The organism is Pseudomonas sp. SCPG-7 (genome assembly GCF_002156405.1).
GTDB lineage: Bacteria > Pseudomonadota > Gammaproteobacteria > Pseudomonadales > Pseudomonadaceae > Aquipseudomonas > Aquipseudomonas parakoreensis.
The window spans coordinates 546,880-564,870 of sequence record NZ_MVOO01000001.1 but is presented as its reverse complement, the minus strand read 5'-3'; the positions used below and the strand labels follow the sequence as shown (position 1 = coordinate 564,870).

The window sequence follows — 17,991 nt, the reverse complement described above, 5'->3', positions numbered from 1 at the left end:
GTTCCCACACGGGTTTCATCATAAAAATAAGGACATTTGCACTGCCGTGGCCACCTACTCCCGCCTGATACGCCGACTGATGATCACCTCGCTGAGCATCGTCATCAGCCGTGCCCTGATCAGTCCGCTACTGACCCTGTTCCTCAGTAACAAACTGGGCCTCAACCCGCAGGACGTCGGTCTGCTGTTGGGCATCGCCGTGTTCAGTGCCACGCTGTTGTCGCTGTACGGCGGCTACATCATCGATCGCCTCGACAAGCGTCAGCTGTTGATCCTGACCATGCTCTCCAGCGGTGTCGGCCTGATGCTGCTGACGTTCGCGCAGAATCTGTACCTGGTCACGCTGGTGCTGATCATCAGTGAAACGGCGTCGGCACTGTTCCTGATCTGCTCCAAAGCGATGCTCAGTGAAAACCTGCCGGTCGGCCAGCGGGTCAAGGCGTTTTCACTGAACTACACGCTGACCAATATTGGCTACGCCGTTGGCCCGATGATCGGTGTTGTGATTGCCGGGGTTCAGCCTTCAGCGCCGTTTATCGTCGCCGGGCTGATTGCCGCCGGCAGCGTTTTCCTGCTGCTGGGCGTGTCCCGCGAGACCAATACGCTGTCGCAGGCCAGCCCACCACAGAGTTTCCTGAACACCCTGATCATCCTGAAAAACGACCGCACGATGATCCTGTTCACCCTCGGTTGTCTGCTCAGCACCCTGGTTCACGGGCGCTTTACCCTGTACCTGTCGCAATACCTGCTGGTGACCCATACCCAAGAACAGACACTCGACACCATGGCCGCCCTGCTGGCCTGCAACGCGATCACGGTGATCCTGCTGCAATACCAGATCGGGCGCTTTCTCAAGCGCGAGCACCTGCGGTTCTGGATTGCCGGCGGCACGGCGTTGTTCATCGTCGGTCTGATCGGTTTCAGCCTGGCGGACAGCCTCGTCGGCTGGTGCGTGGCGATGTTCATCTTCACCCTCGGCGAGATGATCATTTACCCGGCGGATTTCCTCTTCGTCGACACCCTCGCGCCGGAGGCGCTGCGCGGCAGTTATTACGGCGCGCAGAACCTCGCGGCACTGGGCGGTGCGCTGAGTCCGGTGATGTGCGGGTTTCTGCTGATGCACACGCCGGCGCCGAGCATGTTCTACGCCCTGAGCGCTTTGGCCGCGCTGGGTGGGTATCTGTGTTTTGTCAGTGGACGCCGCGTGGCCATAATTCAAAAATAATGCACTGAAGCAGCATTTATATGAATTTGTCAGCATCGAATTTGCACGGCACACTGTGCGCGTTCCTCCCCCAATAGTTGGAACGCTTCGAGGACTTTCCGAAACGGACAAGTCCTTTTTTTTGCCCCGAATTTACTGCAAGGACCCGATTCACATGCTCGCTCGCTGGTTCCCCGCCGCCATCAACACCCGCCCCACCGAATGGAGCCGCGCCGCCATCGGTATGGCCTTGGGCACCTTGTTCAGTGTCTGGGCGTGCAGTCAGGTATTCGGCCATGAAGTGGCGTATCACCTGATCGGGCCATTGGGCGCTTCGGCGGTGCTGTTGTTCGCCGTGTCCTCCGGTGCGCTGGCGCAGCCTTGGTCGATCATCGGCGGCTATCTGTGCGCCAGTGTCATTGCGTTGCTGGTGGCTCATGTTCTTGGGCGAACCCTGGGCAGTGCCTGTCTGGCGGCAGGCATGGCGCTGATTCTGATGTGCTGGTTGCGTTGCCTGCACCCACCGGCCGGCGCACTGGCGCTGACACTGGTGCTGGCCGATCCCGCCACCATTGCCCTGGACTGGAAAGCCATGGAACCGGTGATGCTCGCCGCCGCCTGCATGCTGCTCAGTGCGCTGGCCTACAACAACCTGACGCGCATCCGCTATCCGAAGCGCCCGGCCGAACCCGCGCCGCTGCAGACTCCCGTCGACAGTCAGTCAATTATCGCCGAGGATTTGAAACGGGCACTGGCTGAGATGGAGGCCTTTATCGACGTCACTCCCGAAGACCTCGAACAACTGATCCACGCCAGCGAGCTGCACGCCAAACGCCGCAGCATCGGCGAAGTCTTCACCTGACACCTCACTCTCCCTGTAGGAGCTGTCGAGTGCAACGAGGCTGCGATCTTTTCAAGATCAAAAGATCGCAGCCTTCGGCAGCTCCTACACAAGCACATCCGATTTTTCCCTAAGGCAAAAACGCAAACTCCCCCTGCACATATCCCCGTTGTACACGGCAAATTTGCACTGTTACGATCCGTCAACGCTCGCGCGCGAGCTTCTCGAATAAAGACAATAAAAGCAGGGAGTTAGTGATGACTGCTCAGGCTTCATCCCCGCGGACGCCGTCCATGGATGCCACGCAAAACGACGTGCTGGCCGAGGTTCGCAACCACATCGGTCACCTGACCCTCAACCGCCCCGCCGGTCTCAACGCCATCACCCTCGACATGGTTCGCCAGTTGCAGCAGCAACTCGATGCCTGGGCCGCTGATGCCAATGTGCACGCGGTGGTACTGCGCGGTGCCGGTGAAAAAGCTTTCTGCGCCGGTGGCGATATTCGTTCCCTGTACGACAGTTTCAAAAGCGGCGCTACGCTGCACGAAGATTTCTTCGTCGAGGAATACGCCCTCGACCTGACGATTCATCACTACCGCAAACCGGTACTGGCGTTGATGGACGGTTTCGTCCTCGGCGGCGGCATGGGCCTGGTGCAAGGTGCGGACCTGCGGGTGATCACCGAGAAGAGCCGTCTGGCGATGCCGGAAGTGGCCATTGGTTATTTCCCCGATGTCGGCGGCAGCTATTTCCTCTCGCGCATTCCCGGTGAACTGGGGATCTATCTGGGCGTCAGCGGTGTGCAGATTCGTGCGGCGGATGCGCTGTATTGCGGGCTGGCCGACTGGTTTGTCGACAGCCGCCAACTGGCGAGCCTCGACGAACAACTTGATCACCTGGAATGGCATGACACGCCGCTCAAGGATCTGCAGGGCCTGCTGGCGAAAAACGGCGTGCAAACCCTGAGCGATGCGCCGCTGGAGAAGTTGCGCCCGGCCATCGACCATTTCTTCGCCCTGCCGGACGTGCCGAGCATTGTCGAGCAACTGCGCGCAGTCACTGTCGCCGACAGCCATGAGTGGGCGACGACCACCGCTGACCTGCTGGAGACCCGCTCGCCGCTGGCGATGGCCGTGACCCTGGAGATGCTCCGTCGCGGTCGGCAACTGAGCCTGGAACACTGCTTCGCCCTCGAACTGCATCTGGATCGTCAGTGGTTCGAACGCGGCGACCTGATCGAAGGCGTACGCGCTCTGCTGATCGACAAAGACAAGACACCTCGCTGGAATCCGCCGACCCTCGCCGCGCTGGACGCCGGGCACGTCGCGAGTTTCTTTAACGGTTTTGATGAGAGCGGGAGCTGAGCCATGCACGATCTCGAACTGACTGAAGAACAAGTAATGATCCGCGACATGGCCCGGGATTTTGCCCGTGGCGAAATCGCACCTCACGCACAAGCCTGGGAAAAGGCTGGCTGGATCGACGACGCGCTGGTTGCGAAGATGGGCGAACTCGGTTTGCTCGGTATGGTGGTGCCCGAGGAATGGGGCGGCACTTACGTTGATTACGTCGCCTATGCGCTGGCCGTCGAAGAAATTTCAGCCGGTGACGGCGCGACTGGCGCATTTATGAGCATCCACAACTCGGTGGGTTGTGGGCCAGTCATGAATTACGGCAGCGAAGAACAGAAACAAACCTGGCTGGCCGACCTCGCCAGCGGTCAGGTCATTGGCTGCTTCTGCCTCACCGAACCGCAGGCCGGCTCCGAGGCGCACAACCTGCGCACCCGCGCCGAACGGCGCGACGGCCAGTGGGTGATCAACGGCGCCAAACAATTCGTCAGCAACGGCAAACGGGCGAAACTGGCGATCGTGTTTGCGGTGACCGACCCGGATCTGGGCAAGAAAGGCATTTCTGCGTTCCTGGTGCCCACCGATACGCCGGGTTTCATCGTTGATCGCACCGAACACAAGATGGGCATCCGTGCCTCCGACACCTGCGCAGTGACCCTCAATAACTGCAGCATTCCCGAGGCCAATCTGCTGGGGGAACGCGGCAAAGGCCTGGCGATTGCCCTGTCCAACCTCGAAGGCGGCCGCATCGGCATTGCTGCGCAAGCCTTGGGCATCGCCCGGGCGGCGTTTGAAGCGGCGCTTGTGTACTCCCGTGATCGCATCCAGTTCGGCAAGCCGATCAACGAACACCAGAGCATCGCCAACCTGCTGGCCGACATGCACATGCAAATCAACGCGGCGCGCTTGATGATCCTGCACGCGGCGCGTCTGCGTACGGCGGGCAAGCCGTGTCTGTCGGAGGCGTCGCAGGCCAAACTGTTCGCCTCGGAGATGGCCGAAAAGGTTTGCTCGTCGGCGATTCAGATTCATGGCGGGTACGGGTATCTGGAGGATTATCCGGTCGAGAAGTACTACCGCGATGCGCGGATCACCCAGATCTATGAGGGGTCGAGCGAGATTCAGCGGATGGTGATTGCGCGGGAACTGAAGAACTACCCACTGTAAAAGCAAAAAGATCGCAGCCTTCGGCAGCTCCTACAGGAAACCGGTGTAGGAGTTGCCGAAGGCTGCGATCTTTTGATGTTGCCTCAAAAGCTTCGCGAGCAGGCTCGCTCCCACAGGGGATTTGTGTACGACATAAATCCCCTGTGGGAGCGGGCTTGCCCGCGATAGCGTCAGTGAGAACGCAACATTACTTACCGGTAAACTCCGGCGCGCGCTTGGCCACAAACGCCGCCATCCCTTCCTTCTGATCCTGCGTCGCAAACGCCGCGTGGAACACCCGGCGCTCGAAACGCACGCCTTCAGTCAGGTTGACCTCAAACGCACGGTTGACGCTTTCCTTGACCATCATCGCAATCGGCAGCGACTTGCTGGCGATCACCGCGGCGACCTTCAGCGCCTCGTCGAGCAGTTCATCGCTCGGTACGATCCGCGCAACGATGCCGCAACGTTCGGCCTCCACCGCATCGATCATCCGGCCGCTGAGGCACATTTCCATGGCCTTGGCTTTGCCCACCGCGCGGGTCAGGCGCTGGGTGCCGCCCATGCCCGGGAGCACGCCGAGGTTGATTTCCGGTTGACCGAATTTGGCGTTGTCGCCTGCCAGAATGAAGTCGCACATCAACGCCAGTTCACAGCCACCGCCAAGAGCGAAACCGTTGACCGCAGCGATGATCGGCTTGCGGCGGTTGGCCACGCGGTCGCTGTCGCTGAACAGGTCGTCCATGTAGATTTGCGGATAGCTCAGCTCGGCCATTTCCTTGATATCAGCGCCGGCGGCGAAGGCTTTCTTCGAACCGGTGATGACGATGCAACCGATGTTCGCGTCTGCTTCCAGAGCATCAAGGGCGTGGTTCACTTCGCTGACCAGTTGCGCGTTCAACGCATTCAGCGCCTGCGGACGGTTCAGGGTGATCAGGCCGACGCGGCCATGGTTTTCCAGCAGAATTGTTTCGTAGCTCATACATGACTCCTGAATTTGTACCCTGTAGGAGCTGCCGCAGGCTGCGATCTTTTGATCTTGTTTTTAACAATCAAAAGCAAAAGATCGCAGCCTGCGGCAGCTCCTACAAAGGGTTGGGGTTAAAGGTTGCGTGAGATGACCATGCGTTGAATGTCGCTGGTGCCTTCGTAGATCTGGCAGACGCGCACGTCACGGTAAATGCGTTCCAGCGGGAAGTCGTTGAGATAACCGTAACCGCCCAGCGTCTGCAACGCCATCGAGCAGACTTTCTCGGCCATTTCCGAGGCGAACAGTTTCGCCATCGAAGCCTCGACCAGCGCCGGCTGACCGCTATCGCGCAGCGCGGCGGCGTAATGCACCATTTGCCGGGCGACGGCGATCTGCGTGGCCATATCGGCGAGGCGGAAGGCCACGGCTTGGTGTTCGATGATCGGTTTGCCAAAGGTGTCGCGCTCGCGGGCGTAGTCGCGGGCCGCTTCGAACGCGGCACGGGCCATGCCCACCGCTTGCGAAGCGATACCGACACGTCCGCCTTCAAGGTTGGCCAGGGCGATTTTGTAGCCTTCCCCCTCTTCACCCAGCCGATTGCCCACCGGCACTTTCACGTCTTCAAACAGAATCTGGCAGGTGTCCGACGCGTGCTGGCCGAGTTTGTCTTCGACCCGTGCGACTTTGTAGCCCGGTGAATCGGTGGGCACGATGAACGCCGTGATGCCGCGCTTGCCGGCACTCGGATCGGTCACCGCAAACACGATCACGATCCCGGCGTTCTGTCCGGAAGTGATGAACTGTTTGCAGCCGTTGAGCACGTAGTGATCGCCCTCCAGACGGGCGCGGGTTTTCAGGCTGCTGGCATCGGAGCCGGCCTGCGGTTCAGTCAAAGCGAAGGCACCGAGCATGGCGCCGCTGGCCAACGGTTTGAGGAAGCGCTCGCGCTGGTCGTCGTTGCCGAACTTGAGGATCGGCACGCAGCCGACCGAGTTGTGCACGCTCATGATGGTCGAGCAGGCGCCGTCGCCGGCGGCGATTTCTTCCAAGGCCATGGCGTAGGCCAGGTAACCGGTGTCACAACCGCCCCACTGTTCCGGCACGAGCATGCCGAAAAAGCCCAGCTCGGCCATTTCGCCGATGGCTTCCTTGGGGAAACGATGTTCGCGATCCCACTCGGCGGCGAACGGTTTCAGCCGTTCCTCGGCGAACTGCCGGGCCATGTCGCGGATCTGGGTTTGGTCTTCGTTGGGAATCATGGTGGATCCTTAACTTAAATCCGGGTTACCACACAGAATCCTGTGGGAGCTGGCTTGCCAGCGATGGGGCCGTGTCAGTAAACATATTGACTGTGTGACCCACCGCCATCGCGGGCAAGCCCGCTCCCACAGGGTCCGGTGCCAACGTTAATACACGCATTCCACGGCCATCGCTGTGGCTTCACCGCCGCCGATGCAAATCGCCGCAATCCCGCGTTTCAGATTTTTCTGGCGCAGGGCCGAGAGCAAGGTCACCAGAATCCGCGCGCCCGAGGCACCGATCGGATGGCCCAGCGCGCAGGCGCCGCCGTGCACGTTGAGCTTGTCGTGGGGGATTTCCAGGTGGGTCATCGCGGCCATCGCTACCACGGCGAACGCTTCGTTGATTTCGAACAGATCGACCTCGTTCAACGCCCAACCGGTCTTCTTCACCAGCTTCTTGATCGCGCCAATCGGTGCCACCGGGAACAGGCCCGGCGTGTCGGCAAACGCAGCGTGACCGTGAATCACCGCCAGCGGTTTCAACCCGAGTTTCTGCGCCTGCGACTGACGCATCAGCACCAGTGCCGCCGCGCCGTCGGAGATCGAGCTGGAGTTGGCCGCTGTCACCGTGCCGCCTTCGCGGAACGCCGGTTTCAGCGAGGCGACCTTGTCCAGCTTGGCTTTCGGCGGCTGCTCGTCGTTGCTGATCAGCCGCTGTTCCTTGCCGACGGTCACTGTGAGCGGAACGATCTCGGCTTTGAAGCTGCCGTCCTTGATCGCCTGCTGGGCGCGGGTGGTCGAGGCGATGGCAAACGCATCCTGGGCTTCGCGGCTGAAGTCGTTGGTTTCGGCACAATCTTCGGCGAAGGTGCCCATCAGACGGCCCTTGTCGTAGGCGTCTTCAAGGCCGTCGAGGAACATCGAATCGAGCACGCGGCCATGGCCCATGCGGTAACCGGCGCGGGCGCGGTCCAGCAGGTACGGCGAGTTGGACATGCTTTCCATGCCGCCAGCGATCACCACGTCGGCGCTGCCGGCCAGCAGCATGTCATGGGCGAGGATGGTGGTTTCCATGCCCGAACCGCACATCTTGTTGACCGTGGTGCAACGCGTGGATTTATCCAGCCCGGCGCCCAGAGCCGCCTGACGGGCCGGTGCCTGACCGAGGCCGGCGGGCAATACACAACCGAACAACACTTCGTCGACCGCGTCGTTGGCGACGCCGGCCCGTTCAACTGCGGCCTTGATCGCGGCGGCACCGAGTTGCGGCGCGGTGAGGCTTTTCAGTTCGCCCTGAAAACCGCCCATCGGGGTACGGACGGCACTGACGATAACAATCGGATCGTTGGCAATAGTCATGACAAATCCTCCTTACTTGGCGGCCATGCGCAAGGCGCCGTCGAGACGGATCACCTCACCGTTGAGCATGCTGTTTTCGATGATATGCCGAACCAGCGCGGCGTACTCGGCAGGTTTCCCGAGGCGCGGCGGAAAAGGTACGCCAGCGGCCAGCGACTCGCGCACTTCCGGGGTCATGCCGGCCATCATCGGGGTTTCGAAAATGCCCGGAGCGATGGTCATCACGCGGATGCCGAAACGTGCCAGTTCACGCGCGGCCGGCAGGGTCAGGCTGGCAATCGCGCCTTTGGAAGCAGAATACGCCGCCTGACCGATCTGGCCATCGAACGCCGCGACCGAGGCGGTATTGATGATCACCCCACGCTCGCCATCGGCATTGGCTTCGCTCTCGGCAATGGCCGCTGCGGCCAGTCGCAGCATGTTGAAGCTGCCGATCAGATTGACGTTGATCACTTGGGCAAAACTCGACAGCGCATGCGGGCCGTTCTTGCCGAGGATCTTTTCGCCACGGACGATACCGGCGCAGTTGACCAGTCCGTTGAGGCTGCCGAAGGCTTTAACGGTCGCCTGCACGGCGGCTTCGGCAGCGGCTTCATTGCTGATATCGGCCACCACACTTTGCGCGCCAAGGCGCTGGGCCTGCGCGGCGACGGCTTCGGCATTCATGTCCACCAACATCACTTTGGCGCCGGCGTTGACCAGCAATTCGGCGGTGGCGGCACCCAGGCCGGACGCGCCGCCGGTGACGATAAAAACCTTGTTCTCGATCTGCATGACGGACTTCCTGATTCAAGCTGAAACGTTGTGCGCCGCGGCCTCTTGAGCCTTGGCGATTTCCTGGTTGCGCAAGATAAAGCGCTGCAATTTGCCGCTTGGGGTTTTCGGCAATTCGCTGACAAATTCGATTTCACGGGGGTACGAATGCGCGGCCAGACGCTTGCGCACGTGTTGGCGCAACTCTTCGGCCAGCGCCGGTTCGGCGCGGTATTGCGGGTTGAGCACGACGAAGGCCTTGACCAGTTCGGTGCGCTCCGGATCGGGCTTGCCGACCACGGCCGCTTCGACCACTGCCGGGTGCTCGATCAGCGCGCTCTCGACGTCGAACGGGCCGACGCGGTAGCCAGAGGTGGTGATCACGTCATCACTGCGCCCGACGAAGCTGATGCTGCCGTCCGGGTTCCATTCCACCGTGTCGCCGCTGAGGTAGTAATCGCCGACGAAGGCCTTGGTCGGCACACCCTCGTAGCCGCCGAACCAGCACATCGGCGACTGCGTGCGGTCGATCGCGAGGATGCCCGGCTGGCCGACGCCGAGTTCGTTGTGGTGCTCGTCGAGCACCACGATGCGATGGCCTGGTGAAGCGAAACCGGCGGCGCCGAGGTGGATCGGATGCTGCAGACCGTGGTGGTTGCACAGGACCATGCCCAGTTCGGTCTGGCCGTAATGGTCATGAATCACTACGCCGAGGTTGTCGGCGAACCAGCGAATCACTTCCGGATTGAGCGGTTCGCCGGCGCTGCTGACAATGCGCAGCTTGCCCTTGATCGACTTGGCGAATTCGTTGCCACCGGCAATCAGCAAGCGGTACGCGGTCGGCGAACCGGTGAGATTGGTGATGCCGTATTTGTTGATTACCCGGCAGGTGCTTTCGAGGGTGAACGGGCCATCGTAAAAGGTGATCGGATGCCCCATCGACAGCGGGCCGGTGACGCCGAAATAGATGCCATAGGCCCAGCCCGGATCGGCGACGTTCCAGAACGAATCTTCAGGGCACAGATCCACCGCGTCGCGGGTGTAGCTCTGGAACGCGACGATGGCCTTGAGCGGCACCGACAGCGCTTTCGACGGGCCGGTGGTGCCCGAGGTGAACATCAACAGGAACGGATCGTCACCCGTCAGCAGGACCGGTTCGCAAACGCTGGAATAGTTGGCCAGCTCGGCCCAGAAACTGAAGTCGCCACGGACGATGCCCTGGCCCTTGGCGCCGCCGACGCTGACGATGGTCGGGCATTCGCTGACTTCAGCGAGTTTCGGCCGGTTGACCGCGTCGGTGACCACCACTTTGGCGCCGGAACTGTTCAGGCGATGCTCGATGGCCTTGGGGCCGAACGCGGTGAACAGCGGCTGATACACCGCGCCGATGCGCCAGGTGGCGAACACGGTGATGAGCAATTCGATGTTGCGTGGCAGCAGGCCGGCGACCTTGTCGCCCTTCTGCACGCCTTGTTCGAGAAGGAAATTGGCGAAGCGCGCGGCTTTGTCTTGCAGTTCGCTGAAGGTGTACGTGGCACTGGCACCGTCGCGGCCTTCCCAGAACAGCGCGATGCGCCCCGGCAAGGCATGGCGGTCGCAACATTCGACGCAGGCGTTGAGCGCCTCCAGCGTGCCGCTGAGCGCCGCGTCCACGGTGTGCTGATAGTTGAACTGTTTGGTGGCAGACAAGTAATCGCGCATTGCCAGAATCCCTCGGTGTTTTTATTAGGCTGGGAACCGTAAACAACACAGGGATAGTCGCGCTGCGGCGCTGAAGCGGCAATGGTCAAAGCCATCAAAGTGGCTGACTGGTTTGGCCATGTTTCAAGGGATGTGTTGCCTTGACCGGCCCTATCGCTGGCAAGCCAGCTCCCACAGGGTTAGCGCAAACTCTGTGGGAGCTGGCTTGCCAGCGATGGCGCCGGGCCAGGCGACAGATGCTCTGAATCAGACCACTTCATTAAGGATCAACGTACGGTAATGCCCCGGATTGGACCCCGACCACTTGCGAAACGCCTTGTAGAACGAACTCGCATCGGCAAACCCCAGCCGCGTGGCGATCTCGACGAAGCTGATCGACGGCTCCGCCAGCCAACTGATCGCCAATTCCTTGCGCACGCTGTCCTTGAGACCCTGATAGGTCTGCCCTTCCTCGGACAAACGCCGGCGCAGAGTCGAAGCGGACATGCACAGTTGCTGCGCCAGCGCCTCGGTCTCCGGCCAATGTTCGGCGGGCAACTGCCGCAGATCCTGCTTGATCCGGCTGGCAAGGCTCTCAGGATCGCGGTACTTCACCAGAATGTTCGCCGGCGCATGGGCCAGAAAGCGTTTCAGTTCTTCAGCCGTACGCTTGATCGGCAGGTCGAGGCAGTCAGCAGCAAAGATCATCCGCGTGCGCGGACGCTCGAAGCGCAGGTTTTCCGAGAACATCACCCGATAGTCGTCGCAGAAATCCGGCTCGGCGCAGCGCAATTCGATCGCCAGAATCGGAATCCGGCGCCCCGCCAGCCAGCAGGCCACGCCGTGGACGATCATCCAATAGGTGAAATAGGTGAACGCGCGGCGCGGTTCCGGGTCGTCTTCGAGCAGGACGATTTCCGCCAGGCTCTGCTGATGCACCAGTTGCGCGGGCATTTTTTCCAGCATCAGCGAGAGAAAACTCAGGCCCATGTTCAGGCCGGCGGCCAGCGTCGATTGCGCCATGGCGCTGCGGCAGAGGAATTCGAGGCTGCCGGACCTGAGCCGGCGCGGATCCATGCCAAAGAACTCGTCATCGCCGCGCCGGGCCAGCAGACGCCAAAGTCTGGCGTATTGCGAGGCGGGCACCCTGCCCTGTTCGCTGTGCAGCAGGGCCGGCGCAACCCCGACCTTGTTCAAGACTTCATCCGTGGCCACGCCCGGGGCACAACTTTGCAGCAGCGCTTCACGCACCAGCTGCACGGCGATGGTGTCTTTTTCCGACATGGAGCGAGGCAGACCTTGTGGTTTTCGAGTGACGGGCATCTTAACGCAGGATGCGAATTCAGCACGAATCCCCTGTAGGAGCTGCCGCAGGCTGCGATCTTTTGACTTTGATTTTTAAAAAAAAGATCAAAAGATCGCAGCCTTCGGCAGCTCCTACAGGGGGGGCTGTGCGGGGGACGAAAAACAGGTCGTTCAGCGAACGTTCAGGTAAATGTCAACCATCCCCATTTGGGAATGTGTGTCATTATGTTACAACTTAGCCACCTATCTAAATTACTCGTGGTTGCCTGAATGCTCGTTCCCTTTCTGATCATGCTGCGCGAAGGCATTGAAGCCGCGCTGATCGTTGGCATCATCGCCAGCTACCTGCAACAAACCGGTCGTGGCCAATGGCTGCCGGCGGTGTGGATCGGTGTCTTCCTCGCCGCGGCGCTGGCGCTGCTGGTCGGCGGCGGCCTGGAACTGGTCAGTGCCGAATTCCCGCAGAAACAGCAGGAATTGTTCGAAGGCATTGTCGGACTGGTCGCTGTGGGCATCCTCAGTTCAATGGTGTTCTGGATGCGCAAGGTCGCGCGTTCGATCAAGCATTCATTACAGGCCTCGCTGGATCACGCCTTGACCTCGTCAAAGCATCAAGTAATCGCACTGATCGCCATGGTGTTTTTCGCCGTGGCTCGCGAAGGACTGGAAACCGTGTTCTTTCTGCTCGCGGTATTCCAGCAGAGCGAAGGCCCAGGCGCGCCGATCGGTGCCCTGCTCGGCCTGGTGCTGGCAATCGTCGTCGGTTTCCTGATCTACAGCGGCAGCATGCGCCTGAACCTGTCGGCGTTCTTCAAGTGGACCGGGTTGTTCATTCTGGTGGTCGCCGCCGGAATCCTCGCCAACTCGGTGCAAGCCCTGCATGAAGCCGGTGTGTGGAACCACCTGCAAAGCGTGCTGTTCGATTTCAGCGCGACGCTGCCGATGGACGGCCCGCTGGGTTCGGTGCTGACCGGCATGTTCGGGTATCAGGATGCGCCGACCGTCAGCACCCTCGGTGCGTACCTGATCTATCTGGTGCTGGCGCTGGTGATGTTTTTCTACCCCGCCGCGCCGGCCTCAAGCGCAGACACAGCCGGCAAATCGTCTTCCGTTTCCAGCCAATAAGGGCACCCATGTCAACGCCTAATACTCCTCAGGCCTCGCCTCCCCGCGCCTTGCGCTGGGCGGTGGCTGGTTCGGTGGTCGTGATGATCGCCGCCGGCGGCTTGTTCTACTACGCCTCGAAAATGGCTGCGGCCAAGCGTCAGCACAACCATGATGAAGTCGTGGTCAACATCAACGCGCACAGCTGCGATCCGAATGAATTGACGGTTCCCGCCGGCCGCGCCAGTTTCCGCATCGTCAACCGCTCCGACCGCGCGGTGGAATGGGAAATCCTCGACGGCGTGCTGGTGATCGAAGAGCGCGAGAACATCGCCCCGGGCCTGAGCCAGGTGATCAACGCCAACCTGCAACCCGGCGACTACGCGATCACTTGCGGGTTGCTGAGCAACCCGCGCGGCGTGCTTCACGTAACGCCGACTGCGGCCTCCGACGCTGCCGCCAAGGCCAAGCCGTCGATGGTCGCTTTCGTCGGGCCTTTGTCGGAGTTCCGCGTGTATCTGGCCACTCAGGGCAGCGCGCTGATCAAAGCCGTGACCGCGCTGAATCAGGCAATTGCCAGCGGCGACCTGGCGCAGGCGCAAGCGCTGTACCTGCCGGCCCGTGCCGCTTACCAGCGTCTGGCACCTGCCGCGCAACGTCTGGCGGAACTGGACAACAGCATCAACGCTCGCGCCGATTACTTCGAAAAACGTGAGCAGGATCCAGCGTTCGTCGGCTTCCACCGCGTCGAATATGCGCTGTTCCAGCAGCGCAGCCTCGACGGCTTGGTCCCGGTCGCCGAGCGTCTGCTGGCCGACGTCACCACGCTCAAGCAACAACTGCTGGCCCAATCGCTGCCGCCGGAACAGCTGGTGAGCATCGTGGTGCGCAACCTCAACACCCTGGCCGACGTGCGCGCCGCCAGCGGTGAAGAGGAACGCTACAGCCACGCCGATCTCAACGGTTTTGCCGGCAATCTGGAGACCGCGCACAAAGTGGTCGAGCTGCTGCGGCCGATGCTGAGCAAGTCGGCGCCAGAGCTGCTGCCGAAAATTGACGCAGCGCTGAGTGATTTCGCCAGCGTACTGAACAGCTTCAAGGTCAAGGACGGCTACGCCACATACGACACGGTCAGTGGCGCACAACGCAAACAGATCGCCGACAAGGCCAAGGCACTTGCCGACGCTCTGGATGGCATCGACCCCGCCCTCGGCCTCTCCGGCCTGTAAGCAGAAGACGAATACTGATGAAAGAATTGCAAAACCTCGATGTGCAACGTCGCCGCCTGCTGCTGGGCATGGGTGTCGCCGGTGTCGCCCTGGCCGGGTCGGCCCTGAGCTGTCCAGCCATGGCTGCAGCCCCGGCGCAAGTCACCGAAGCGCCGAGCAGCGACAAGACCGAAGACCGCCACGACTTCCACGGCCTGCACCAGACCGGCATCGTCACCCCGCGCCCGGCGTCCGGCATGTTCGTGTCGTTCGACGTACTGGCCAGCGATCGCGAAGACCTTGAGCGGCTGTTCCGCACCCTCAACGAGCGCATCGCGTTCCTGATGAAGGGCGGCCCGGTGGCACAGGTCGATCCGAAACTGCCACCGCCGGATTCCGGCATCCTTGGCCCGATCGTGACCCCGGACAACCTGACCATCACCGTCTCGGTGGGCGAGTCGCTGTTCGACGAGCGCTTCGGCCTGGCCGCCGCCAAACCGAAGCGTCTGCAACGCATGGTCGGCTTCCCCAACGATGCACTGGAGGCCGATTGCTGCCACGGCGACTTGAGCCTGCAATTCTGCTCGAACACCGCCGACACCAACATTCACGCCCTGCGCGACATCGTCAAAAACCTGCCTGATCTACTGCTGGTGCGCTGGAAACAGGAAGGCAGCGTGCCGCCGCAAGCCCCGGTCAAACCGGGTGTGCCGGCGCAATCGGCGCGTAACTTCCTCGGTTTCCGTGACGGCTCGGCCAACCCCGATTCCAACGACGCCAAGGCCATGGACAAGATTGTCTGGGTGCAACCGGGCAGCGATGAACCGGCCTGGGCGGCGCACGGCAGCTATCAAGCGGTACGGATCATCCGCAATTTCGTCGAGCGCTGGGACCGTACGCCGTTGCAGGAACAGGAAAGCATCATCGGTCGGGTCAAAACCACGGGCGCGCCGGTGGGCGCCCACCATGAAACCGAGGTCCCGGATTACAGCAAAGACCCGCAAGGCAAGCTGACCAAGCTCGACGCGCACATCCGCCTGGCCAACCCGCGCACCGCCGCGAGTCAGGCCAACCTGATCCTGCGCCGGCCGTTCAACTACTCCAACGGCGTAAACAAGAACGGCCAGCTCGACATGGGCCTGCTGTTCATCTGCTATCAGGCCGACCTGGAAAAAGGCTTCATCACCGTGCAGACCCGCCTCAACGGCGAGCCGCTTGAGGAGTACCTCAAACCGGTCGGCGGCGGTTACTTCTTCACCCTCCCGGGTGTCACCGGCGACAAGGATTTCATCGGTCGCTCGCTGCTCAACGCCACCCAACCCAAAACAGCTGCCTAACCATAAAAAACCTCGGAGCCGCTCCATGAAAAAGTCGCCACTCGCGTTATTGCTGACCCTCGGTTTACTCAACACCCCGTTGTCGGCGTTCGCCGCAACAGCACCGCTGGATCTGGTCGGCCCGGTGTCGGACTACAAGATCTACGTCACCGAGCAACTGGATGAACTGGGCAGCCACACCAAGCAGTTCACCGATGCGGTGAAGAAAGGCGATCTGGCCACCGCGCAAAAGCTCTACGCGCCGACCCGCGTTTACTACGAGTCGATCGAGCCGATTGCCGAGCTGTTCAGTGACCTTGATGCGTCCATCGACTCGCGCGTCGACGACCACGAAAAAGGCGTGAAGGCTGAAGATTTCACCGGTTTCCATCGCCTCGAATATTCGCTGTTCTCGGAGAAGAGCACCGAAGGCCTGACGGCGCTGGCTGACAAGCTGGACAGCGACGTCAAAGACCTGCAGACCCGCGTCGCCGGCCTGACCTTCCCGCCGGAGAAAGTCGTCGGCGGTGCGGCCGCGCTGTTAGAAGAAGTTGCCGCGACCAAGATCTCCGGTGAAGAAGATCGCTACAGCCACACCGACCTGTATGACTTCCAGGGCAATATCGACGGTGCGAAGAAAATCGTCGACCTGTTCCGTCCGCAGATCGAAAAGCAGGACAAGGCGTTCGTTGCCAAAGTCGACAAGAACTTCGCCACCGTGGACAAGATCCTCGCCAAGTACAAGACCAAGGACGGTGGTTTCGAGACGTATGACAAGGTGAAGGACAATGATCGCAAGGCGCTGGTTGGCCCGGTCAATACGTTGGCGGAAGACCTGTCCACGTTGCGTGGCAAGTTGGGGCTGAACTGACGGATTTGAGTCGCCAGTAAAAAAGATCGCAGCCTTCGGCAGCTCCTACAGGGTGTTCACATACCCAATGTAGGAGCTGCCGGAGGCTGCGATCTTTTGCTTTTAACGGTTACAAAATCCGGTAAAGCAACCGCTCAATCCGCACCCGACTGACCCGCTTGAGAAACTTCGCCACTCCCGCCGGGTACTCCGGCAAGGTTTCCAGATTCTGGAAGCTGGCAATCCGTGTGGTGTTGCGGAAAATCTCTGCCTGCTCCTTCGCCCGTGGCTCAAGCCACTCGCCTTGCGGATCATCGATCAGCAGCGCGTTTTCCAGGTCGAGACGAAACGCCCGCGGGTTGAGATTGTTGCCGGTCAGCAGCGTATAGCGCTGATCCACCCACATGCCTTTGAGGTGATAGCTGTTGTCGCCGTCACGCCAAAGATGCAGGTTCAACTGGCCGCTGTCGATGTTGCGCTGATGACGCTTGGCGAAGCGGCGCAGGCTGATTTCGTACAGGTACGGCAGCGCCGCAATCACCTTGAACGGCTCGCTCGGCGGAATGTAGAAATCGTTGGCGGTTTTGTCGCCGACCACGATGTCGATCGTCACCCCACGGGCCAGCGCGCGGTTGATCTCGCGGATGATCGGCAGCGGCAGATTGAAATACGGGGTGCAAATCGTCAGCTGCTGTTGCGCACTGGCGATCAGTTCGACAATCACCCGGTTCAACGGGTTGTTCTTGCCCACGCCCAGCAGCGGACTCACCGACAGGCCGCTATGCGCGGTACTGCCGGCGCTGGTGTCGTACGCCGCGTATTTGAGACGGCTGCGCAGGTCGCCGATGTCGTTGCGCAGGCTGCGGGTGGTCGGCAGGTTCGGCAGGTCGAGGCGATGCACAGCCTTGGATTCGATCAGACCGTGTTTGACCAGATGATTCATCGAGTCCGCCAGTTCGCGGCTGTGCAGTACGTGGTAGCGGTCGAAGCGGTACTTGTCGAACTTGTGCAGGTAGACGTTGTTCAGGCTCGCACCGCTGTAAACCACACAGTCATCGATCACGAAGCCTTTCAGATGCAGGACGCCGAACAGTTCGCGGGTCTGCACCGGCACGCCGTAGACCGGCACTTCACTCTGATGCGTGCGGGTCATTTCCTGGTACCACGCCGAGTTGCCCGGCTGTTTGCCGGCACCGATCAACCCGCGCTGGGCGCGCAGCCAGTCAACCACCACGACGATCTCCAGCTCCGGGCGCTTGAGCTTGGCGGCGTGCAAGGCATCGAGGATTTCCTGACCGGCCTCGTCGTGCTGCAGATACAGCGCAACGATGTAGATGCGCCGGGTCGCCTCGGCGATTTTCTCCAGCAGGCAACGACGGAACTCGGCGGCGCCGGACAGAATGGTCACGGCCTCGGCAGTCAGGGGAAAGCTGCGCAGTTTGGGCAGCAAAGAGCGTTTGAAAAGCAACGGCATAGGGCTCGCAATGGGTCGAATCCGAAGAACCCGAGAGCTTACACCATCAACCGGTTCGGGTCTTGTGAGTGTCTGTAAAGAGATCAAAAGATCGCAGCCTTCGGCAGCTCCAACAGGGATCATTGTAGGAGCTGCCGAAGGCTGCGATCTTTTGATATTAAAAATAGCTTGCGAAAGGAGAACGATCG

15 protein-coding genes are annotated in these 17,991 nt (G+C 61.0%); 8 read left to right on the top strand and 7 right to left on the bottom strand.

The window, feature by feature from the left end:
* The first annotated feature begins 46 nt into the window (after positions 1 to 46).
* From B1722_RS02585 to B1722_RS02570, 4 genes are all read left to right on the top strand, one after another.
* Positions 47 to 1,225, top strand: a complete 1,179-nt coding sequence (locus B1722_RS02585) for an MFS transporter (protein ID WP_086791171.1) — start codon at positions 47 to 49, stop codon at positions 1,223 to 1,225.
* A gap of 154 nt (positions 1,226 to 1,379) precedes the next feature.
* A complete protein-coding gene (locus tag B1722_RS02580; protein ID WP_086791169.1) occupies positions 1,380 to 2,066 on the top strand; it encodes an HPP family protein in 687 nt (228 codons plus the stop codon).
* A gap of 236 nt (positions 2,067 to 2,302) precedes the next feature.
* Complete coding sequence (locus B1722_RS02575) at positions 2,303 to 3,409, top strand: enoyl-CoA hydratase/isomerase family protein (protein WP_041063773.1); 1,107 nt, start codon at positions 2,303 to 2,305, stop codon at positions 3,407 to 3,409.
* Between the two features lie 3 nt (positions 3,410 to 3,412).
* Positions 3,413 to 4,564 (top strand): acyl-CoA dehydrogenase family protein, encoded by a 1,152-nt coding sequence (locus B1722_RS02570; protein ID WP_086791167.1) that lies wholly within the window; start codon positions 3,413 to 3,415, stop codon positions 4,562 to 4,564.
* Between the two features lie 187 nt (positions 4,565 to 4,751).
* On the opposite strand, the gene B1722_RS02565 is transcribed toward B1722_RS02570, so the two are convergent.
* The 6 genes from B1722_RS02565 to B1722_RS02540 all read right to left on the bottom strand — a co-directional run bounded on the left by B1722_RS02565 (position 4,752) and on the right by B1722_RS02540 (position 11,830).
* Positions 4,752 to 5,525: an enoyl-CoA hydratase gene (locus B1722_RS02565; RefSeq protein WP_086791165.1), complete on the bottom strand. Its 774-nt coding sequence runs from the start codon at positions 5,523 to 5,525 to the stop codon at positions 4,752 to 4,754.
* A gap of 119 nt (positions 5,526 to 5,644) precedes the next feature.
* Entirely contained in the window at positions 5,645 to 6,772 is a 1,128-nt protein-coding gene (locus tag B1722_RS02560) for an acyl-CoA dehydrogenase (RefSeq protein ID WP_086791163.1), read from the bottom strand.
* A gap of 147 nt (positions 6,773 to 6,919) precedes the next feature.
* Positions 6,920 to 8,113 (bottom strand): acetyl-CoA C-acyltransferase, encoded by a 1,194-nt coding sequence (locus B1722_RS02555; RefSeq protein ID WP_041063768.1) that lies wholly within the window; start codon positions 8,111 to 8,113, stop codon positions 6,920 to 6,922.
* Between the two features lie 12 nt (positions 8,114 to 8,125).
* Positions 8,126 to 8,887, bottom strand: coding sequence for an SDR family NAD(P)-dependent oxidoreductase (locus B1722_RS02550; RefSeq protein WP_086791161.1), 762 nt, complete (start codon positions 8,885 to 8,887; stop codon positions 8,126 to 8,128).
* Between the two features lie 15 nt (positions 8,888 to 8,902).
* A complete protein-coding gene (locus B1722_RS02545; RefSeq protein ID WP_086791159.1) occupies positions 8,903 to 10,567 on the bottom strand; it encodes an AMP-binding protein in 1,665 nt (554 codons plus the stop codon).
* A 246-nt stretch (positions 10,568 to 10,813) separates the two neighbouring features.
* Positions 10,814 to 11,830 (bottom strand): AraC family transcriptional regulator, encoded by a 1,017-nt coding sequence (locus tag B1722_RS02540; RefSeq protein ID WP_086791157.1) that lies wholly within the window; start codon positions 11,828 to 11,830, stop codon positions 10,814 to 10,816.
* A 291-nt stretch (positions 11,831 to 12,121) separates the two neighbouring features.
* Here B1722_RS02540 and efeU point away from each other — a divergent pair, with 291 nt between their 5' ends.
* Genes efeU through efeO (B1722_RS02520) form a run of 4 tightly spaced genes read left to right on the top strand, consistent with a single transcriptional unit; the run spans position 12,122 to position 16,350 of the window.
* On the top strand, positions 12,122 to 12,976 hold the full coding sequence (gene efeU / locus B1722_RS02535; protein ID WP_086791155.1) for an iron uptake transporter permease EfeU: 855 nt from the start codon (positions 12,122 to 12,124) through the stop codon (positions 12,974 to 12,976).
* A gap of 8 nt (positions 12,977 to 12,984) precedes the next feature.
* Complete coding sequence (efeO, locus tag B1722_RS02530) at positions 12,985 to 14,184, top strand: iron uptake system protein EfeO (protein WP_086791153.1); 1,200 nt, start codon at positions 12,985 to 12,987, stop codon at positions 14,182 to 14,184.
* A 17-nt stretch (positions 14,185 to 14,201) separates the two neighbouring features.
* Positions 14,202 to 15,500: an iron uptake transporter deferrochelatase/peroxidase subunit gene (gene efeB / locus B1722_RS02525; protein ID WP_086791151.1), complete on the top strand. Its 1,299-nt coding sequence runs from the start codon at positions 14,202 to 14,204 to the stop codon at positions 15,498 to 15,500.
* A 25-nt stretch (positions 15,501 to 15,525) separates the two neighbouring features.
* A complete protein-coding gene (gene efeO, locus B1722_RS02520) occupies positions 15,526 to 16,350 on the top strand; it encodes an iron uptake system protein EfeO (RefSeq protein WP_041063755.1) in 825 nt (274 codons plus the stop codon).
* A 109-nt stretch (positions 16,351 to 16,459) separates the two neighbouring features.
* Here efeO (B1722_RS02520) and pssA read toward each other — a convergent pair whose 3' ends face one another.
* Positions 16,460 to 17,803, bottom strand: coding sequence for a CDP-diacylglycerol--serine O-phosphatidyltransferase (gene pssA / locus B1722_RS02515; protein ID WP_086791149.1), 1,344 nt, complete (start codon positions 17,801 to 17,803; stop codon positions 16,460 to 16,462).
* Positions 17,804 to 17,991 lie beyond the last annotated feature (188 nt).

Coding starts and splice junctions, on each gene's coding strand:
- efeO (WP_041063755.1), top strand. CDS start 15,526: ATGAAAAAGTCGCCACTCGCGTTATTGCTGACCCTCGGTTTACTCAAC.
- B1722_RS02540 (WP_086791157.1), bottom strand. CDS start 11,830: ATGTCGGAAAAAGACACCATCGCCGTGCAGCTGGTGCGTGAAGCGCTG.
- B1722_RS02545 (WP_086791159.1), bottom strand. CDS start 10,567: ATGCGCGATTACTTGTCTGCCACCAAACAGTTCAACTATCAGCACACC.
- B1722_RS02580 (WP_086791169.1), top strand. CDS start 1,380: ATGCTCGCTCGCTGGTTCCCCGCCGCCATCAACACCCGCCCCACCGAA.
- efeB (WP_086791151.1), top strand. CDS start 14,202: ATGAAAGAATTGCAAAACCTCGATGTGCAACGTCGCCGCCTGCTGCTG.
- efeU (WP_086791155.1), top strand. CDS start 12,122: ATGCTCGTTCCCTTTCTGATCATGCTGCGCGAAGGCATTGAAGCCGCG.
- B1722_RS02570 (WP_086791167.1), top strand. CDS start 3,413: ATGCACGATCTCGAACTGACTGAAGAACAAGTAATGATCCGCGACATG.
- pssA (WP_086791149.1), bottom strand. CDS start 17,803: ATGCCGTTGCTTTTCAAACGCTCTTTGCTGCCCAAACTGCGCAGCTTT.
- B1722_RS02565 (WP_086791165.1), bottom strand. CDS start 5,525: ATGAGCTACGAAACAATTCTGCTGGAAAACCATGGCCGCGTCGGCCTG.
- B1722_RS02550 (WP_086791161.1), bottom strand. CDS start 8,887: ATGCAGATCGAGAACAAGGTTTTTATCGTCACCGGCGGCGCGTCCGGC.
- B1722_RS02560 (WP_086791163.1), bottom strand. CDS start 6,772: ATGATTCCCAACGAAGACCAAACCCAGATCCGCGACATGGCCCGGCAG.
- B1722_RS02575 (WP_041063773.1), top strand. CDS start 2,303: ATGACTGCTCAGGCTTCATCCCCGCGGACGCCGTCCATGGATGCCACG.
- efeO (WP_086791153.1), top strand. CDS start 12,985: ATGTCAACGCCTAATACTCCTCAGGCCTCGCCTCCCCGCGCCTTGCGC.
- B1722_RS02555 (WP_041063768.1), bottom strand. CDS start 8,113: ATGACTATTGCCAACGATCCGATTGTTATCGTCAGTGCCGTCCGTACC.